At 33.3% G+C, this 19,488-nt stretch carries 16 protein-coding genes and 4 tRNA genes; 6 read left to right on the top strand and 14 right to left on the bottom strand.

Annotation, left to right across the window (positions count from 1 at the left end):
* Together metK and IAE52_RS11155 are read right to left on the bottom strand one after the other, a co-directional pair.
* On the bottom strand, nt 1–1,168 hold a 1,168-nt coding region (gene metK, locus IAE52_RS11160), incomplete at its 3' end, for a methionine adenosyltransferase (RefSeq protein WP_058221729.1).
* Nucleotides 1,169–1,493: 325 nt separating this feature from the next.
* Nucleotides 1,494–2,687 carry a cyclopropane-fatty-acyl-phospholipid synthase family protein gene (locus IAE52_RS11155; RefSeq protein ID WP_021723052.1) on the bottom strand — a complete coding sequence of 398 codons (1,194 nt, stop codon included), beginning with the start codon at nt 2,685–2,687 and terminating at the stop codon, nt 1,494–1,496.
* Nucleotides 2,688–2,939: 252 nt separating this feature from the next.
* On the opposite strand from IAE52_RS11155, the gene IAE52_RS11150 reads away from it, so the two are divergent.
* Nucleotides 2,940–3,692 (top strand): biotin--[acetyl-CoA-carboxylase] ligase, encoded by a 753-nt coding sequence (locus tag IAE52_RS11150; protein ID WP_021723053.1) that lies wholly within the window; start codon nt 2,940–2,942, stop codon nt 3,690–3,692.
* A gap of 106 nt (nt 3,693–3,798) precedes the next feature.
* Here IAE52_RS11150 and IAE52_RS11145 read toward each other — a convergent pair whose 3' ends face one another.
* The 7 genes from IAE52_RS11145 to IAE52_RS11115 all read right to left on the bottom strand — a co-directional run bounded on the left by IAE52_RS11145 (nt 3,799) and on the right by IAE52_RS11115 (nt 13,027).
* Nucleotides 3,799–4,263, bottom strand: coding sequence for a PspC domain-containing protein (locus IAE52_RS11145; protein WP_003131461.1), 465 nt, complete (start codon nt 4,261–4,263; stop codon nt 3,799–3,801).
* A 28-nt stretch (nt 4,264–4,291) separates the two neighbouring features.
* Nucleotides 4,292–4,495: a PspC domain-containing protein gene (locus IAE52_RS11140; protein WP_003131460.1), complete on the bottom strand. Its 204-nt coding sequence runs from the start codon at nt 4,493–4,495 to the stop codon at nt 4,292–4,294.
* A 61-nt stretch (nt 4,496–4,556) separates the two neighbouring features.
* Nucleotides 4,557–5,672 (bottom strand): DUF4097 domain-containing protein, encoded by a 1,116-nt coding sequence (locus IAE52_RS11135; RefSeq protein ID WP_003131459.1) that lies wholly within the window; start codon nt 5,670–5,672, stop codon nt 4,557–4,559.
* A 213-nt stretch (nt 5,673–5,885) separates the two neighbouring features.
* Nucleotides 5,886–7,331: an amidase domain-containing protein gene (locus IAE52_RS11130; protein ID WP_162551486.1), complete on the bottom strand. Its 1,446-nt coding sequence runs from the start codon at nt 7,329–7,331 to the stop codon at nt 5,886–5,888.
* A 1,110-nt stretch (nt 7,332–8,441) separates the two neighbouring features.
* Nucleotides 8,442–10,208 carry a UvrD-helicase domain-containing protein gene (locus IAE52_RS11125; RefSeq protein WP_233610994.1) on the bottom strand — a complete coding sequence of 589 codons (1,767 nt, stop codon included), beginning with the start codon at nt 10,206–10,208 and terminating at the stop codon, nt 8,442–8,444.
* Between the two features lie 14 nt (nt 10,209–10,222).
* Entirely contained in the window at nt 10,223–12,334 is a 2,112-nt protein-coding gene (locus tag IAE52_RS11120) for an ATP-dependent endonuclease (protein WP_200136798.1), read from the bottom strand.
* Between the two features lie 180 nt (nt 12,335–12,514).
* Entirely contained in the window at nt 12,515–13,027 is a 513-nt protein-coding gene (locus IAE52_RS11115) for a helix-turn-helix domain-containing protein (RefSeq protein WP_200136797.1), read from the bottom strand.
* 249 nt (nt 13,028–13,276) lie between these two features.
* On the opposite strand from IAE52_RS11115, the gene IAE52_RS11110 reads away from it, so the two are divergent.
* The 5 genes from IAE52_RS11110 (at nt 13,277) to IAE52_RS11090 (ending at nt 17,515) form a co-directional block, all read left to right on the top strand.
* Nucleotides 13,277–13,720 carry a hypothetical protein gene (locus tag IAE52_RS11110; protein ID WP_200136796.1) on the top strand — a complete coding sequence of 148 codons (444 nt, stop codon included), beginning with the start codon at nt 13,277–13,279 and terminating at the stop codon, nt 13,718–13,720.
* Nucleotides 13,717–14,109: a hypothetical protein gene (locus IAE52_RS11105; RefSeq protein ID WP_200136795.1), complete on the top strand. Its 393-nt coding sequence runs from the start codon at nt 13,717–13,719 to the stop codon at nt 14,107–14,109. Before IAE52_RS11110 ends, IAE52_RS11105 begins: the two co-directional genes overlap by 4 nt.
* Before the next feature lie 359 nt (nt 14,110–14,468).
* Nucleotides 14,469–15,830, top strand: a complete 1,362-nt coding sequence (locus tag IAE52_RS11100; protein WP_200136794.1) for a Rep family protein — start codon at nt 14,469–14,471, stop codon at nt 15,828–15,830.
* 84 nt (nt 15,831–15,914) lie between these two features.
* Nucleotides 15,915–16,163 carry a DNA-binding protein gene (locus IAE52_RS11095; RefSeq protein ID WP_233610993.1) on the top strand — a complete coding sequence of 83 codons (249 nt, stop codon included), beginning with the start codon at nt 15,915–15,917 and terminating at the stop codon, nt 16,161–16,163.
* A gap of 2 nt (nt 16,164–16,165) precedes the next feature.
* Nucleotides 16,166–17,515 carry a site-specific integrase gene (locus IAE52_RS11090; RefSeq protein ID WP_200136793.1) on the top strand — a complete coding sequence of 450 codons (1,350 nt, stop codon included), beginning with the start codon at nt 16,166–16,168 and terminating at the stop codon, nt 17,513–17,515.
* Between the two features lie 470 nt (nt 17,516–17,985).
* Here IAE52_RS11090 and IAE52_RS11085 read toward each other — a convergent pair whose 3' ends face one another.
* The 5 genes from IAE52_RS11085 to IAE52_RS11065 all read right to left on the bottom strand — a co-directional run bounded on the left by IAE52_RS11085 (nt 17,986) and on the right by IAE52_RS11065 (nt 19,429).
* Nucleotides 17,986–18,882, bottom strand: coding sequence for a class II fructose-bisphosphate aldolase (locus IAE52_RS11085; RefSeq protein WP_003131457.1), 897 nt, complete (start codon nt 18,880–18,882; stop codon nt 17,986–17,988).
* Between the two features lie 162 nt (nt 18,883–19,044).
* Nucleotides 19,045–19,130 (bottom strand) — tRNA-Leu (locus IAE52_RS11080).
* A 35-nt stretch (nt 19,131–19,165) separates the two neighbouring features.
* Nucleotides 19,166–19,237, bottom strand: a tRNA-Gly gene (locus tag IAE52_RS11075).
* A 25-nt stretch (nt 19,238–19,262) separates the two neighbouring features.
* A tRNA-Thr gene (locus IAE52_RS11070) sits at nt 19,263–19,335 on the bottom strand.
* A gap of 12 nt (nt 19,336–19,347) precedes the next feature.
* Nucleotides 19,348–19,429 (bottom strand) — tRNA-Leu (locus IAE52_RS11065).
* Between the last annotated feature and the right edge of the window lie 59 nt (nt 19,430–19,488).

The raw sequence follows: 19,488 nt of genomic DNA, 5'->3' as shown, positions 1-19,488 counted from the left end.
CCTTATCTGTTTGTTCCCATGGCAATTCTACATCTGTACGGCCGAAGTGCCCGTAAGCTGCTGTTTGTCCGTAAATAGGACGGAGTAAGTCAAGCATTTGAATAATTCCTGCTGGACGAAGATCAAATACTTTACGAATTGCTGCTAAAAGTTCATCATCTGAGACTTTACCTGTGCCAAAAGTATCAACATTGATTGATGTTGGTGTCGCAACACCAATAGCGTACGAAAGTTGAATTTGCGCTTTTTCTGCAAGTCCAGCTGCCACAATATTTTTGGCTACATAACGTGCTGCGTAAGAAGCTGAACGGTCAACTTTTGTTGCATCCTTACCAGAGAAAGCTCCACCACCGTGGGGAGCATATCCACCATAAGTATCAACAATAATTTTACGTCCAGTCAAGCCTGAATCCCCTTGAGGACCACCAATAACAAAACGTCCTGTTGGATTGATGAAGTATTTAGTTTCATCATCTAAAAGTTCAGCTGGAATAACAGCCTTGATGACTTTATTAATCACATCATCGTGAATTTCTTCGTTTGTTGCTGACGCAGCATGTTGAGTAGAAATAACGACTGTGTCAATGCGTTTTGCTTTGCCATTATCATCATATTCTACAGTTACTTGTGATTTTGCATCAGGACGCAAGTATGAAATTTCACCTGATTTACGTAAATCAGCTAATTTTTTAACTAATTTATGTGAAAGTGAGATGGCGAGTGGCATATATTCGGCAGTTTCGTTAGTCGCAAAACCGAACATCATTCCTTGGTCACCAGCACCAATCAAATCAAGCGGGTCAACTAATTGGCCATTTTTATCGCGAACTTCTTCGGCTTCATTTACCCCTTGTGCAATATCGCTTGATTGCTCAACAAGTGAGACGTGAACGCCCACTGATTTATAATCAAATCCATTTTCGCTATCTGTATAGCCAATTTTTTTGATTGTTTCACGAACGACATGAGCAATATCAACGTAAGCTGATGTTGAGATTTCACCAAAGACATTGACCGTCCCTGTATATACGACCGTTTCACAAGCAACGTGTGCATGTGGGTCTTGTGCGAGAATGGCATCAAGAATGGCATCTGAGATTTGGTCTGCAACCTTATCTGGATGGCCTTCTGATACTGATTCTGATGTAAATAAATGTTTTTCTGACATTAAAAATGTCCCCCAATCTAAATTTTGGTTACAAGGCGTCTTTAAACTTATCTAATATTTGCTGACGAAAAACCTTCATAGGATAGCCGTTGGCGCTTCAGCGCTTACGGAGATGCTAGTATTTTCATCAGTAATTTTTAAAATAAATCAAATCCTTTCGGGACTCGTAACTCTCTTATTTTACCTCTTTTTTGGAAAAAATGCACTCTTTCCTTTACATGATTCTAAAATAAATCTACTGATAAATTTTAAATAAGTTGTCCTTATGATAATTCAAACCCGAAATGCTGAATGGTCTTGTTTTTCAACTTATCAATTGTCAAACTTAATGTTTTTTAAACATGTATTCGCGGGTCATTGGCAAACCTTGACCTGAAGCACCTTTAGTCAAAAGATATTGAACAACATCAATATTTCCAGCTTCAAAACTTGCAGCGCAGGCTTGAAGATAAAGTGTCCACATTCTTGCAAATGGTCTACCCATTTCTTTTTCTACTTCATCAAAAACTTCGAGATAATTTTCATTCCAAATTTCAAGCGTTTTTTGATAATGACGACGAAGAGGTTCAAGATCATCCATTTGCAAACCAGCAGTCATAATATGTTCAACATTTTCAGCGATATTTGGAATATAACCTCCAGGGAAAATGTATTTTTCAATAAATGGATCCACACCAGCACCGCGATGTTGTCCAGTAATACCATGAATCAATGCACGACCGTTTGGTTTGAGATAATCAGAAACTTTTTGGAAATACATTTCCAAATTTTCTTTCCCAACATGTTCAAACATTCCGACAGATGTAATGTAATCAAAAGGTTCTTCTTTGAGGTCACGATAATCAACCAAATAAACTTTCACTTTATCAGAAAGTCCCAAATCATCCGCTTTTTTGCGAACATAATAATATTGTTCTTCTGAGAGTGTCACTCCGACTGCTGAAAGGCCATATTCTTGAACAGCCTTAAACATCAAAGTTCCCCAGCCACAACCAATATCAAGCAAACGTCCCCCAGGTTTACTATTGAGTTTGTCCAAAATATGATGAACTTTAGCAATTTGTGCTTCTTCCAAAGTCATATCTTCATGTTCAAAATAAGCACATGAATAAGTCATCGTTGGGTCAAGCCATTTGTTATAAAAGTCATTCCCAATATCATAATGACTATGAATATCTTCACGAGATTGTTTTTGAGAATGATTTCCCAAAAGTTTTATCATTGATTTCCCAAAACCAGATTGGTCAGTTAAAAAGCTACCAGCCTTACGATATGCTGATGTAACAAGCTCTTGAATGCTCCCCTCAATTTCAATTTCTTCATTCATGTAAGCTTCAGCCAATACTAAGGTTGGCATTGAGCTCAATTCACTAAATGAGAATTTTTTATTAAAAGTAATGTGAACTTGCGTTTCTCCCTCACCATACTTTTCTGTTTTTCCATCCCAATAAGTTACTGCAATGGGGATATCGAAAGCAACTGCAAGTGCTTTGTTCAAAACTGTTTTTTCAAATACCAAGTTATTCTTCCCTTTCCTAACATTGTTCTAATAAAACTATACTCCGTAGATTATTGAAAGTCAAATACTTACTATCGTTAGATTTTTCTGAAAATTTTCATTGTCAGTAAATTGCTAAAGATTTTGCCCATAACCGAGGTCAGTCTCCTAGATTCTAGAAAATAGATAACTTTGAACTTGCGCAAGTGCAGAAACGTAATTTCCTAATTTTCCCTCTCGCTTGCAGTCGACTTCACATGGTATAATAAAAAAATGAACGACAAACTTGAAAAATCTATTATTTTACAAAAAAATCCTTGGCTGACTGATGTAAAAATTGTCGCTGAATCTGAATCAACTCAAAAAGATGCTAAATTAGACGGACAAGAAAATTGTCTTTATTTAACTGAAAGACAAAATAAAACTTATGGTCGTTTTGGCCGTCAGTATTTTGCTGCGCCGTCTGGCGGAATTTATATGAGTTTGTCACTCAAGCCTAAAGTTGAACTAGAAAAACTTCCAGAGTTCACTCTGCTGACAGGAGCTGCCATTGTGTCAGCAATCGAAAAATTAACTGACAAAAAGCCTCAAATTAAATGGGTTAACGATATTTATCTAGACGATAAAAAATTTGTTGGTATTCTTGCCGAAACATCACTTAATCCAACTCAAGAAGCACAAGTTATCATTGGTGTCGGAATTAATTTTTCTATTTCCCAATTTCCAACTGAAATCGAAGAAAGAGCCACTTCTTTATTTTATAATGAACAAGCAAGCATCAGTCGTTCGGAATTAATTGCCGAAATCTGGTCTGAATTTCATCGTTTATCAGAGGGTTCATTTTTCCAAATTTATAAATCTCACTCATTTATTCTCGGCAAACAAGTTGAATTTGTTCAATCTGGACAAACTTTTTCCGGAAGAGCCACAGATTTAACCCCTAAAGGTGAGCTTATCGTAAATTTAGATAATGGTCAGCAAAAAATACTTTCCAGTGGCGAAATCTCACTAAAAAAATGGACTTAATCAGTCCATTTTTTCAGTTATTATTATTATATTATATAGGAGGCCAGTTTTAGGTCATGGTGGACCAGAATTATTTTACTGACAGAACTTTCTGTCAGTAACTTTTTTAGAAATCTGACCAGTCATCTTCTTTTTCTTTTTCAACTGGTTGTGCTTCCTTAGTCTTACGACTTTTTGGTTCATCCCATGGATTTCCCCATTGGTTTGAATCTTGTTGATTTTGACGTCCTTTATCTTCATAACGACGTGCCCAATTATTCATTTTATCTGAATAACGTTCTGACCAACGATCCATTTTTTCATCAAAATGTTGCGCTTTACGATTCCATTTTTCTTGATAATCATCTTCTGAATCATCATAGTAATTTCGTGGTCTAGCACTTGGAATAATCCAACTTGCTACGAAATACAATGGAATCAATCCGCCCCAGCTTCCAAAAGCCAGAACAACAAATAGGATACGTAGAATCGTCACAACATCACGACCCAGACCAAAATATTCTGCAATCCCTGCAATGACACCACTGACTCTACGATTTGTCACTGATTTTGTTAATTGTCTTTGAGACATAATTTATCCTTTCTTCATAATCGTTGAATTAACCTTGTGACGGTGTCATCAATAGACTCGCAATCACATAAACAATGAGTAATGTTCCCCAACTTCCGAAAGTACCAAGCACAATCAGAACCCGAATTACATTAATTACTGTACGGCTCAAGCCAAAGTATTCACCAAGTCCCCCGACGGTTCCTGCGATGACTCGATTGCTACTTGATCTTTTCAGAGTTTTCTTAGCCATTTCTCACCTTTCTTTTCAAATTTACTGACAGAACTCTTATAAAATTTCTGTCAGTAAAATTTTATTCAGTTTCTTCTTTGTCAGTAGTTTCAGTATCTTTAAGCCAAATCGTTCCTGATTTTGTTTCAAATTCAAAGGTTAATGACTCAGCACCTTGACGGACAATCGCTGCTCCATTACGGCCAGCTTCAAAAGGACTATCAAGATTTAAACGTGTCTTATATCCGCCAAAGATTGTGCGAACATGACCAACCAAGCCCAAACTTTCTGGTACAGAAACTTTGATATCGCCATTCACATTTTTAAGATTTAATTTGTGAGCCGTTCCTGTTTTTTCGGTCAGCAAAATATTTCCGTTTACGAGTGAGACATCACCAGATTCAAAAGCAGTTGTAATTCTGATATTACCATTAACTCCAGTTAATTCTAAATCTGAATTCGTGCCATCAATTACTTTGATTTCACCATTCTTATTGTTAATCTTCAACTCATCGCTGTTTACTTCAAGCACTTCAGCATTTCCGTTCATAAGATTAATATTCATTTTTTGACTGGAAATTTTTTCAACTTTAAGTTCTGCATGAGGTGTATTAATCTCAATATTTTCATATTCTTTTACTGGTAAGTAAAGTTCAATATCCGCAGAAATTCGACCATTTGCTTCAATTTCAAGCACATCATCTTCAACTTCAAGTTTAGTTTTTTCAGCAATGTAAGCTTCTACATTACCATCTTCAACTGCCCCGTAAATTTTATATTCTACTTTTACATGGGCATTTTCACCCGGTAAAATATTTACTTTACCACTCTTAAGATTAAGATTAACATTTTTGAAATCTTCGTTGATATCTTTTTCTACAGTGTGAGAAATTGATTTAACCTTAGGAAATCCTTTTGAAAAATCAATATTATCATCAACAGATTTTGCAACCCCTTGGAAAATTTCTTTACCTCTAGCAAACAAACTTTCTGCAACATTTTTCATTGCATCAGGAAAATCTACATCGTGATTAACATATCCTTCTTTATCTGTATATGTGAATTCTTTGTTCTCAGTTTTATCATCAGAAGCTTCTCCATTCACTGAACCATTTTTTTCAAGTAATTCTAAAGCTTCATCTTCCGTGATAATTCCACGACGCATCAAATCCATAATTCTATCTTTTTTATTAGCCATTTTTTTAGATCCTTTCTCTGCTCATTCAAGCATTCAATATCTTAAAAACTTTTTTTATTGAGATTATCTTTATCTCGTACACTTATTATCTCAAACTTTTACCAAATAAAAATCAGCCTTTGGGCTGATTTTTAACATCTTCTTTTTTTAACTAAATAAAAGATTCAATACTCCTATTTTACTGACAGAACCACTAATTAATTTTGTCAGTAATTATTTAGGTTGAATATAAGTTGCCAAAGCAGCTACACCAGCAGAAATATGGCGTTCGCTGACAATATTATTACCTTTAACATTCATCTCTGAAACGAGAATAGAGTTATCTGAATAAACCTTTTCAACAAAAGCTACGTGACCATATTCTGAACTTGAACCAGCTACTCCTGGTGGGAAGCTAACAGCATAACCCTCAGTTGGAACAGTTGTTGTGAAATAACCTTGAGCTTGGGCATTAATTCCCCATTCTCCACCATTTCCCATATGTGTTCCAACGAGCCCACCTAATTGAATGATACGGTTATAAACATACTGTGTACAATTACCAAAAGCATAACTCTCAGCACCTGGATATTCTACCCCATTATATTCTGGATAAGCTGAATTATCTAATTTTGATGCCACCAATGGACTTTCAGGGATTTTACTATCTACGACTTGTGTTGTACTATCAACATTATCATAAGCATCTAATTTATATTCTTGAATAATTTCAATTAATTTTTGTGCATATGCTGGGTCAGTAGCAAAAATTCCTTGCAATGCTTGAGCCGCCTCTTGGTAAGTCTTAGCATGTGACTTCCATGCGCCAGCATAAATTTCTGAGTTCCAAGTTGTCCCTTTAATCATTAAATTAATATAATCATCCAAGGCTTGGTCATAGTTACTATAAACTCTAAAACTTTGTTCAATATAATAAGGATTATTTCCCGAAAATTCTTCCGTCTTAAATGAAATTGATTTTCCTAAATAAGCACCTGTAATATTGAAAATATTAAAATACTGCTGACTCATATTACTTTGACCAGAACCAGATTCTAAAATCGCCTGTGCCAAGATAATTGATGCATACAAATTATTCTTACCAGCTAAAATTCTCACGCGGTCTGCAATACTTTTAATAAAGGCTTCTGTACTAGAAGTATCAATTTTATCAATTGACTTAGCTGCTTCAATTGTTTTCAAAACAGGGCCAGCGTAAATAGAAGGAGTTGAATCTGCTGAAGAATTAGGAATTTGTGCTGCAGTTGATGTTTGATAGTAGGCATTATCCTGTGAATAATTAGAAGGTGCAACTGTAGAAGTTGATGCTGAAGGAGCTGTGGTAGAAACTGAAGTTGATGGTGCTTGAGTTGTTGTAGAGGAATTACTAGTTGAATTATTATTTGTTGATGAACTTGGATTACTTGGTTTTGATGTCGAACCTGAAGTACTTGGTTTTGATGATGAACTTGAATTACCTGTACTTGATGATGAGCTTGAGCTACCTGTACTTGATGATGAACTTGAGCTACCTGTGCTTGATGATGCATCTGAACTACTTCCAACAGTTACTCCATCAGCATGGCCAGCCACGCCAAAAGTCGTCATTCCTAAAATCAGCGCTGTTCCCGCAATAAATTTTTTCTTTTTTAAGCGCTTAGTTTTATCATTATTAGTCAATTTTAGTTAATCCTCCATGGTATGTATTATAATTTCAACATCATTTCTTTCAAGACATCTACTTTTACACAATTGTAACATTTAAAAACAAGCAAGTCAAATTAATCACTTTTATTTATTGAACACATTTCCATTTTTATTTAAAAAAATTATTATACGATATAGCTAGTAGCAAAATCATATAAAAAATGTCCTTCATAAGTGGCAAAGCCATGTTTAATCATATTTTATAATAAGTTGTTTATGACTTAGTTGAATTAACCCGTGCTCTCTCTAAAACAAATGACTACTATCGTCCCTAAAAAATATTCTGTTCTCTTTATCTTATATTTCTAAGTAAAATTACTAAAAAATAATATATTTATTACAAACTTAATAATGTAGAAAAATCAAATTCAGTCAAAAAAACCTTATATATCGTCCGCTCATATTTCACAACTCTTCTTATCTTGATCTAGGTAATATTTTAAAAAGGTAGCATTCGCATAAAATAGATTCTTATATTCATTTTTTTTTTTAGTCCCTCTCAAATGTCTTTTAAAGGAGAAATTTCAAATATCCTAAGAACAATTAATGAAGGAATTACTAGAGTACACTCTTTTGCTGTATAATAGTTCAAATCAATAAAGCTTATACCAGATTATTCGTAAATTAGACAAAATTTTTTTGTAAGACAAGCATTCTTCTGGCGCAATCAGGAATTCAATGTGCCAATTTGTTAAAATCAAATTTTCTTTCATCATTCTGTAAGCAATGATAGATTTCCAACAACCAGATAAAGTTTTTTACTAGCACATAATGGATAAAATCGAAATACTTGTTGAACATATATACTAAGATAGAACCTTATGCTATATCAAAGCAAATTGAAAAATAAAAAAACGTCCATCATAAATGACAAACGTTTATTTAATCATGTTTTTAAAGTTGATTAAGCTTTGTTTGCTGAACTTAGTTGGATTGGGTTGAATCCTTCTTTATTAAATGAAAATCTTGATTTTATAAGCACTTTTGATTTTAAATAAACGAGTATGATTTTTATAATTCTTCATATTTCTATTATTTTTGTGGCAGATTTGTGGCAAGAATTCTATTGTGGCAGACAAGATTCTATAAAAATTCAGTTGGAACAAGATTTGTACCCTTCCGAGTTTTTCTACTTGTTTCTGAAAATAAATATAAATTTCTTTTCGCTCTCGACATTAAAACATATAAAGTCTTTTCGGCTTCTCGCTTTCCTTTATCTCCATCATGGTAAACATTGTGCCAATTTGGAATATACCCTTTTAGCAATCCAATTCCTATAACAGTATGATATTCTTCACCTTTTATTTTATGAATTGTAGAGGCATTAATTCCTTTTTTGGGCTCATAAATGCTTTTAAAGCTTTCAATTCCTGTTTCTAAATTATTTTTTTCAATTCTTTCTCGTGCTTTTGAAATAAAATTTTCAAAATCTTTTTGTAAAGCTATTTTTATGTCGTCTTGAATTCCAAAATTTTCTATAAATTGAGATACAATATCTTCTAGATATTCTAGTCCCGTAGTCTTTGAGGAGGAGAAAGAGTTTAATAAATCCAATAAATCTATTTCTAAAAAATCATCGCCTTTTTCAATTCCATAATCACTTCTAAATATTTCAATAATTTCCGAAGCTATCTTTTTTCTTAACCAAACTTTTTTTCCTCTAGTAGTAAAAACAATAAAACTTATTTTATAAAATAAACTCAAATCATCTGGTTTTATTGGATAGATATCCTGAGAGCGAAAATTTGCATTTGGCAACAATTTTTTTAACTCTGTTACTAGAGAGGCTAAAATGAAATAATTTGGCGAAGCAATGCAAATTTCCTCTTCTTGAATTCCCAAAGATAGTTCCTTTAAAATAATATTAGATATAACTTCTGGCAATAATTCTTTTGATACAGAACTATCATATTGGATGATACTCTCTGACTTATCAGTATCATTTAGCAGACTTGATATAGAAAATGATTGTTGTTGATATTTTGAATAACATTCAATAATTTCTTGTGTAGACCTATAACAACCTACTAGAGTTTTGCTTTCAAACGTTTGGCACATCAATAATTCAAGTTCATCTTTAGATTTAGCAACTCCTCCCAGTCCTGTATAAATTGCTTGGTCCGTATCTCCAAAAAACGCAAATTTGATTGCAACGTTTGCTTTAGATAAACAACTTAAAATTTGATACTGATATTCTGTCGTATCTTGAAATTCATCCACATATATTGAACGAATAGTCTTTGAAATAATTTCAGCAACAGTTTGATTAGCTTCTAATATATTAAGTGCCACAGTGAGAATTAAATCAAAATCTATTTCTCTCTTCTGTTTCAATTTTATGTGATATGCCCTAACAATTTTTTTCTTATCAGGATCACTTTCAAGAATTTCACCTTGTGATGATAATTTCAAATTAAAATTATCAAAAGGATTATATTCAATCTCTAAACTTTCTGCACACTCTCTAATATATTTTGCTGACAAATATTCATCGATTATTTTAAAACCTTTTGCAATTCTTAAATTGTTAAAACCATAAGGGCGAATAATAAAAGTTAAGCAGAACTGATGGATAGTCCCTACCCAAACATTCGAATTATTAATTCCCATTTTTTGCAAGCGTTCTTGAATTTCTTCAGCAGCTCTACTTGTATATGTTATCGCTATAATCTTTTTCATTGAGTTTGGATAATGATTGCATAAATATCCTATCTTTCTTGTTAAAGTTCTTGTTTTTCCACTGCCTGGGCAAGCTGTAACATAAAGATTATTATCACAATCTTTAACGATATTTCTCTGTTCTGCATTTAGATTTTCAACAATTCTTTCTTCTAAATTATTATCCATCATTTTAACTACTCTTCCTACAAAGACTTCCATTTTTTAATAAAAGTAAACAGAGATACATAGTGACTTTCATTATTTCTTTCCGGTTTCATAAATTCTTCAACAGTACAATTTTCATCAGATATTCGATTAATTAATTTTTCTAAAAATTTTTCTGTAATTGACTCTTGAGATGCAAATACTAGTGCTTCGAGTATATATTCAGGAATAGAAAGTTCAAAATCTGCTTCAGATATCAAAACAGAGACTGTTACAGCAAGCCATCCTTTCCCAAAGTTTTCAGCTAACTTCAAAACTGATTCATTCCTTGTTTCATCACAATCACTTGATAGCTTCTCCTGCCACCCCCTTATAGCTGCATCCTTAACATATAAGTGTGACACAGCATTTTTATATAAATCAATATTTCTTCCAGTATTTGACATTTCAATTTCAAATGTAGTATTTGCAAAATATGGTTCTACCCAGTTATTAGAATTAAACATACTTTCTAGCTTTTTTTTTCTTTCCACGCCTTTTGTGCCAGCCTCTGATTTATAGAGTTTTGAACCAGATGGAACCGCTTGTACATCTAAATCTGTGACAATTGCACAGTACCTTTGAATTCGTTCATCTGAAAAGAGTGGAGCAATGTACTGAAAGGACGTACTCCCAATATTAATTACGCTTACACCAATTTCATCAAGCGAGATTTTTAAAACTTTCTTTATCAAACTTGGAATGATGATTTCTTCAGCATCTCCTTCAACCAAAATAACACCCTTTGAGAATAATAGTGCACTTCGCTTAGAGTCTAAATATCGTTCAATAGAATGTGTTAAATTTAACTTAATTCCTAAATTATCTTTTCCAAACTTATTTAAACCTTTGAAGGGTTGCATAGCTTTGGACTTACTTTCATGATTTTTAACAATATTCATTCTTGAAATTTCAGATGCTTCAGCGATATTTGGTGAATGAGTTGTCATTATTACTTGGGTTGTTTTATCTTTTATACCCAAATTTCTAAACAATGTTTTTTGAATATGGTGATGGATATGAGCTTCTGGTTCTTCGATTAACATGATGTTTAAAATTTCTCTTGTTGAAGTGAAATTGTATTCAACTATTTTGAGGGCAATAAAAATCATATTTAAATGACCTAATCCAAGAGAATTCATGCCTTCTTCATCTTCTGGATTCAAATTCAAGAACTTTGATAAAGAAACTAATTCATCTGAAATATTTGACGTCAATAATAAGTCTGGAGAGTAAATAAATCCAAGAATTTCAACCAACTTGCTATTGAGAGTACCTTGTACCCCTTTTAATTCAGCAATTTCTGCAATAGATAAGTTTAAATTTTTAATTTTTTCTCTGACTTTCTGTATATTATCCTCATCTATATTATTTTCTATTGAACGAACTATATTCCTAATTGGATTATTTCCCTTAGTCATCATCAACAAGACATCTCTTAATGCATCTACAAAAACAACCGATATATAGTTAGCTATATCGTTTATGTTTATTTTAGTGCCAATGACAGATTCATTGTTTTGACATTCATTTGGATCTGGCGCAGAGCAAGAGTCTAGGTCTCCAACAATAGATTTATAATTTTGTTCATCTGAAAAATCAATGCTACCTTTTGAAAGAAATAAAAATTCATAATCAGCTAACGATATAGTTTTTCTTACTGATTGAAATTTTTCAATATCATCAGAAGCTTCAAACAGTTCTTTTCTAACACTTTCAATAGGTCTGATAATTAATGAAATATTACCTGTATTAGTTGAGGTATTAGATAAATTAAAATTTAATTGCTCTAAACTTTCATCAGTATCTATATCCAGCATAATTTGAGAAATAATCTCTTTCGTAGCTTCTTCTGATGTCATTCCATCAAAATCAATACTAATAACTATCCAGTGCCCTCTCCAATCTCCTAAAGACTTGTTAAAATCACTCTCTTTAAGACTTTTTTGAGTATAATAATAACGGTCATCCAATAGCATTCTAATTGCTATCATTGCATTAGATTTTCCAGCATCATTTTCGCCAATGATAGTATTTGTTCCTTTTTCAAAATGAAATGATGAGAATCTGTAATTTCTAAAATTTGTGATTTTAAGATTTGATAAAAACATATGGTTACCTGATTACCTTTGTAGTTTTATTTTGTATTAATAGTGATACGATAAGGATTTCTTATATAAATAGTATAGCACGATAATATAATTATTGCCTTGTCACTGTAGTTATATAAAATAAATAAATAAAAGCACTCATAAGCATCTATCGCTTTTTAAAAATAAAAAATGAGCGTCTTAATTTTGACCCTCATTTTCTTTATCTTCATCTTTATTTAGAGCACTATCTTTTAATACACCAATTTCAAAACTTGGATTCTCTGAATGGAAATCTTCGATAATCTTGTCAATCAATTCCATTATCTCTTCACTCGTTATATGTTGACGCGTACTCGCGAATCTTTTCCAATACTGCTCGACTTCATCTCTCGTACTTGAACCCGAAAAAATTTGAAAGGCTTGTAATTGCCATACTCTTCTAAAAAATTTATTGTAGTCTTCATCAGTCATATCACCAAAAGTATCTTTAGATATATTGAACATATCAAAATTTACCTCTCCAATTAAATAATCTAAACTTGTATTTAGTATTTTAGACAATGAAATAGTCATATCAATTTTGGGTTCTCTTTTACCATTTTCCCAATTGGAATATGCAACTCGAGTGACCCCTAAAACATCTGCAATTTCTTGTTGTGTTAACCCTCTTTTTAATCTTAAAGTTTTCAATCGTTCTGAAAAAATAGACATTTATTCCTCCTTGTTAACAGTTCGTTACTTTCCCCTTGACAATTATAGTAACATAGTGTTACTATATATTTAAGTAACACTTCGTTACTCATAAACATTATAACATAGGGGAGATTAAAAAGTCATGAATGACCCACCAATAAACAAAAAATCGTCTTCGCTGGCAGGCTAAAAGACGACTTAATAAAATTTACAACCCAATTATAACATACTGACCTTTGAAAATTAAATATGAGAGAGTATATTGATATGGATATTCAAACCCTTGCTCATGACTTGGGCAAATCTGTTTCCACTCTTAAACGTTGGAAAAAACAAATTGAACATTTAGCAAAATATGAATTTGAAGAAAAAACTGTGAAAATTGGAAGAAATCAGTTTCAAAAAGTCCCTGACTTCGATTCAGAAGAAGTAAGATGTTTCCAAAAAATGGCACAATTAATTGATTATAAAGGTTTAGAACAAACTGTATTCGAAGTCTGGGGAAATGCACAACTTTTGACCTTAGAACATATCCAAGGCAAGCATAATAACTTAGCACAAGCTTTTATCAACTATCGATTACAAACAAAAAAACAAATTGATTTGCTAAAAAAAGAAAATCAGTCACTAAAAACAGGGCTTGATACACTCGCACAAGAGTTTAAAGCTTATCAAGAAAATAACAAAAAGAAAAAAGGACTATTTAAATGAACAATAATAAATTAACACTTAACGATAATACTGTAAAACTCGGTGGAGTAAACCTTGATAAAAATAACTTTGATATTCCGAAAAAATTTAAGGTTAATTTTTCTAAAGCTCGCTTTTCAAAAGATGGAAACAAAGCTATTTTACAAGCACTTGATGCCGGAACGGCGCTCGTATTAGAACAAGCTGGTGTTGACCTTTCACAGTTAAAACCTATCACAATTGAGGTCTACAGTGGACTAGATGAACTTCAAGACTACAAAGACGAAGAAAAAGAAGCCGTTATTGAATGTACAAATCCACAAGTTCGATTACTTTGGGATATGGGAATGAGTTCTTGGCGAGGTGTTAAACTCATAACTGATAAAATCACTTTATCTAAAGGCGAATGACTGCCACAGGATGTGTGAATGCGACAAGCCATGGGGGATGCCTGACGTCTGCGAAGCACAAGACGAGTAGGGCAGACCACATGGGAGACGCTGGCGAATGAACAAAACAGCCTGTGGAAGTCATGCCCTAGAAAGTATAAAAACTAGCTTACCTAGACAGTTTTCTACGTGCACACCATTTTAGGGCTTGTCAACAAAATGGTGTAACCCCAAACCCACCAACACTTAACGGCACTTTGTCAATTTTACCATTACCAATAAAAACTCCACTTTTTACTGTCTAGGTCACTGGCAAGGTAAATCTAGCTAGACACTTTTAGCCTTTTACCTAGACATTTTTATTAAGAAAGAAATTCCATATGGAAGACAAACGAATTAAACAATTTGTTTTTGAACAACAATTAAAAGCAGAATATTGGGATTGGGAAGAAGATAGACTCAAACTCTTTGAACATTGGGAAGAAAACAAACTACTTATTTTTGAAGAAATCTATCGTCGACTCAAAACATTAGAATCAGAAAAAGTCAAATTAGAATGTATCGCAATCATCGTTCACTACTTAGATAAGAATGATTTAAACGAATTTATCTTTCCTCATGTTCATCTTTACGGTAAATACACTGACAAACGGACGCTTGCTAGGATTGCTAAAGTACTCAGAATTAAAGAACAGTATATTGAAATTCCTAAAAATGGGAACAAGTATTTTGAAGAAAATCAACTCGCTTATCTTACTCATGCGCAACAACCAGATAAATACCAATACCCCACTCATGAAGTCGAAACTTTTGGAACTTTTGATTATTCAAATTTTATTTTAATCAATACTAAGAAATTTGAAAAACAAAGTGCCACTGTCAAAAGAAAACGGACAGATGAAAGCTTAGATTTAATCAATCAGCAAATCTTAAAAGGCGAACTTTTCCTTGAAGATATTTTAGCAGATGATGATTTATTTCTCCTCTACAGTAATCACAAGCTACAATTCAAACAGGCTTTTGATTCTTACGCTGAACGATTAGCTTTTAAAAATTTAAAAGATTTAACCACAGGAAAATATAAATTGACGGTCATGTACTTTCAAGGAAAAAGCTCTCTTGGAAAATCTTATCTTGCAAGAACAATTGCTCAGAAAGTCCGTGAATATGCCGAGGAAAATAAGTTTAAAAGCCGTATCTACTCTGCTTCTTCTTCTAATTCTTTTGATGACTATTACGGAGAAGATATTATCCTATTAGACGATATCCGCCCTGATTCACTACGTAAAGCAGACTGGTTGAAACTCTTAGACCCGGTTAACACTTCTCGAATGTCTGCTCGATTCACTAATAAACAAGTGGTCCCTCGGCTGATATTGATTACTAATACACAACTCCCTGAACAGTTCTTTAATATTTTTAAAGATGAAGCTTTAGACCAATATATCAGACGAATTAACTTTTGCACGATTCTATCAGAGAAACAACAAGGAAAAGGTTATGAGGGCGGGGTTTATTACCAGCTCTCTCAAACCAAACGTTTATTTTATCCAAAAGTAAGAAACATTAGCGCTTATGAAAAAGAAGAAATTAACTTTGATTTAGAAGCAATCTTTTCAACAGACAATCAAAATGAATTTACTGAAAAGCTCTTAAATCAATATCTCTTACCTAGAATATATCCTAAAACTGAGAACGATTTTGGTTTTCTAAAACCGAAAATTATAACAAAAGAGTCCTAAAAAGGACTCCCATAGTATTTGGTAAGCACTAACTTTAGTCTGATAAGTGCTTACCTACATTTTAACACAAATGAGGTAGTAAATATGATAAATATAAAATATATTCCCGTTGAAAACTGTTTGGCAGAGTGGGGAAATAAATCAGCTGTACTCAAAAGATTTGAGGGATTAAAAATAAAAACCCTTGATTCATATCTCACAGCAATGAGAAATGACCCTAATTACAAACAATATGTAATTAATCCAAGTCAAAAGATAGTATGGATTAATTTTGAAGGCTTATTAAAGTTTTTATATTATAAACAAGAACATCGTTACAAAAGGAGCGCTTGAAAATGGATAATATAAAAATTGGTAACATACTACAAAAAGCTGTTAAAGCTTCCAATAAGAAAGAATTTATTGAAGTTAAATTTCGTTCAAGTTTTAAACATCCATTGACAAATAAAAGAAGGGAATTTCTTTCAGAATGGTATTTAATCAAGGAAAAATATGAAAAAACTGGAAAAATATTTATTTCAAACCAGCTAAAAAGCATTATTCAATGTGATATGCAAAATATAGCTAACGAAATCTATCAAAATATTACTAAATCCTCTCTACATTCAACAGAAAATATAAATTTTAAAACAATTTGGAATGAATGGGAAAATGATAGAATTCAAAAAAAGAAAGTTGCTCCCAAAACTTTGGCAGGAGAAAATGGTAGATTTAAAAATCACTTATTAAAATATATCTCTTCTGAAAGTAAATTAGAAAATATTCGTTCTGAATTAATCCAAAGTATGTTAGATACTTATTATCCTTTAGGAAATCAAAAAAGAATTGCTCAATCCTTAAAATCTGATTTGAATTCTATCTATAAATTTGCTATTAAGAGAAATTATATATTACCTGAACAAAATCCAATGCCCTATGTCACAGTTGAAGAAAAAGGATTGAACGAACAACTTGAACAACTTAAAAATAAGGATATTGAAAATCATTACTTGGAAAGAAATGAATTGAATGAAGTTCTATCCATTGTCAGAAAACATAATAGTCAGTATGCTCGGATTCTTGAATTTCAGGTATTAACCGGAATGCGCATTGGAGAAGTCCTCGGACTTAAAACCTCTGCTATCTCTTTTGACACTGGTAAAGTTAAAATTGAGCGAACTCGTGCAACATATGGGGGAGCATCAAAAGATAACTATGAAGGAGATGTAAAAAATAAACAAAGTTATCGTACAATTAGGCTATCAAAGAAAGCTCTGCTTCTACTTCAAGAAGAAATAGAAATTAATCAACACCACATAATTGGTAATCCTGACTACCGAGATAGCAATTGGATATTTTCTTCAAAAAATTTTTACAAAACTGATTTCAATGGTACTCCTCTCCATTACTCTGTAATCAATAATTTTCTTAATTCATCTGAAACAGGAAAAATTACTAAAACAGGGCATGTCAAAAAAGTTGGGATAAACATTGATAATCAACTTACATTCAAGAAGCACATAAGTACTCACATCTTTCGACACACATTTGTTAGCCACATGGCAGAAAAAAATGTTCCACTTCTTGCAATTCAGCGATACATCGGTCACAAGTCTGGAAGCAAAATCACAGAAGAAATCTATACACATATCACAAAGAAAACAAGTGACACAATAACAGAATCAATAGATACACTAATTGATTAATATTCATAGGACTTATCAAATTAGATATGTCCTATTTTTATCGTAAAGGGTGACGAGAATATTTCATTATTTTAAATAATTTTTGAATACCTATTTTCTTCTAGAAATGTTATAATTTAGTTACTTAATTTGCACCTTTTTAGGTGATGGGACAGGTTCAAATCCTGGTGTCTTCATCTTTAACATATTCGTTTCACTAATGGAAAACGCACTGTATAACTATTTGAAAGAGGTATTCCCTATGAATAATAAAAATACGTTTGTGGTTTCCCTTATTTGCTTGCTCCTGCTCATGAAGACTTAGTATTTGTAAATACAGCAAACAACTTTAATAAGTAGGGAAACTAAAACCGACGATGACGAAAGCCATCGTTTTTTTTTTGGCAAAAGTGTGGCAAAACATAAAAATCGTACCAAAAAACGCTTGCCATTTCTGACAAACGTTTATTTAATCATGTTTATAAAGTTGATTAAGCTTTGTTTGCTGAACCGAATACGTCGATACGTTCTTCAACAGACGCAGTAATTGCATCGAAACCAGGTTTCAAGAATTTACGTGGGTCGAAAAGTTTTTTCTTCATGTATTCTGCTTCATTAGCATCAAATTCATTAACGAATTTACGAGTAGCAGCTGCGAAAGCAAGTTGGCATTCAGTATTAACGTTAACTTTAGCTACACCATTAGCGATAGCTTCTCTGATTTGATCATCAGGGATACCAGAACCACCGTGAAGTACGATTGGCACATTGTGTCCCATAGCTTCAACGAGTGCTTTGTTCAATTTTTCAAGGTGATCGATGTGAAGACCTTTCCAGTTTTCTGGGTAAGGACCATGAATGTTACCGATACCTGCTGCAAGGAAGTCAACACCAAGTTTAGCCATTGCAACTGCATCATCGATAGGAGCAAGTTCACCTTCACCAACGATACCGTCTTCTTCACCACCAATTGAACCAACTTCACATTCAACTGAGATGCCTTTAGCATGAGCTTTAGCGATTACTTCTTCAGCAAGTTTAAGGTTTTCTTCGATTGGAAGATGTGAACCGTCAAACATCAATGATGAGTAACCAACTTCGATACATTCCAAAGCATCATCAAAATGACCGTGGTCAAGGTGAATAGCAACTGGAACTGTGATTCCCATTGATTCTACAAGAGTTTCAATGAGGAGTTTACACATTTTGTAACCACCCATGTATTTAGCCGCACCCATAGAAGTTTGGATCAATACTGGAGTCTTTTTAGCTTCTGCTGCACGCAAGATAGCTTGAGTCCATTCAAGGTTGTTTGTGTTGAAACCACCGATAGCGTATCCGTTATCACGAGCGGCTTGTACGAATTTTTCTGCTGAAACGATTGCCATTTCAAAATTCCTCCGAATATTTTATTACTTACCTAGTATAGCATTTTGTGAAGTATTTTTCTAGTCCAAGCTCGTAAAAATACAAAGTAACCGCTTTATTAAGCCATTCTTAAAGAAAGATAAAAAAAGATTAATAGTTTAATAACTATTAATCTTAGCATATCCCGAGGACCGGTTTCGAACCGGTACGAAGGTTACCCCTCGCAGGATTTTAAGTCCTGTGCGTCTGCCAGTTCCGCCACCCCGGGTATTATACAAAAACTCCCACTTGGGAGAATTATCAAGCGAACGACGAGATTCGAACTCGCGACCCCAACCATGGCAAGGTTGTGTTCTACCCCTGAACTACGTTCGCACTTAAACTTTGTGTCTTCCGACAATGCCGACTACATGATTCGAACACGCGACCCTCTGATTACAAATCAGATGCTCTACCAACTGAGCTAAGTCGGCTAATACCTAGTATGCGGATGAAGGGACTTGAACCCCCACGCCGTTAAGCGCTAGATCCTAAATCTAGTGCGTCTGCCAATTCCGCCACATCCGCTAGGATTATGACCCGTGCTGGGCTCGAACCAGCGACCCTTTGATTAAAAGTCAAATGCT

Source organism: Lactococcus sp. S47 (genome assembly GCF_016517475.1).
GTDB classification, from domain to species: Bacteria; Bacillota; Bacilli; order Lactobacillales; family Streptococcaceae; genus Lactococcus; species Lactococcus lactis.
Note: the sequence above shows the minus strand (reverse complement) of the source record. Positions and strands in the feature narration are given on the sequence as shown.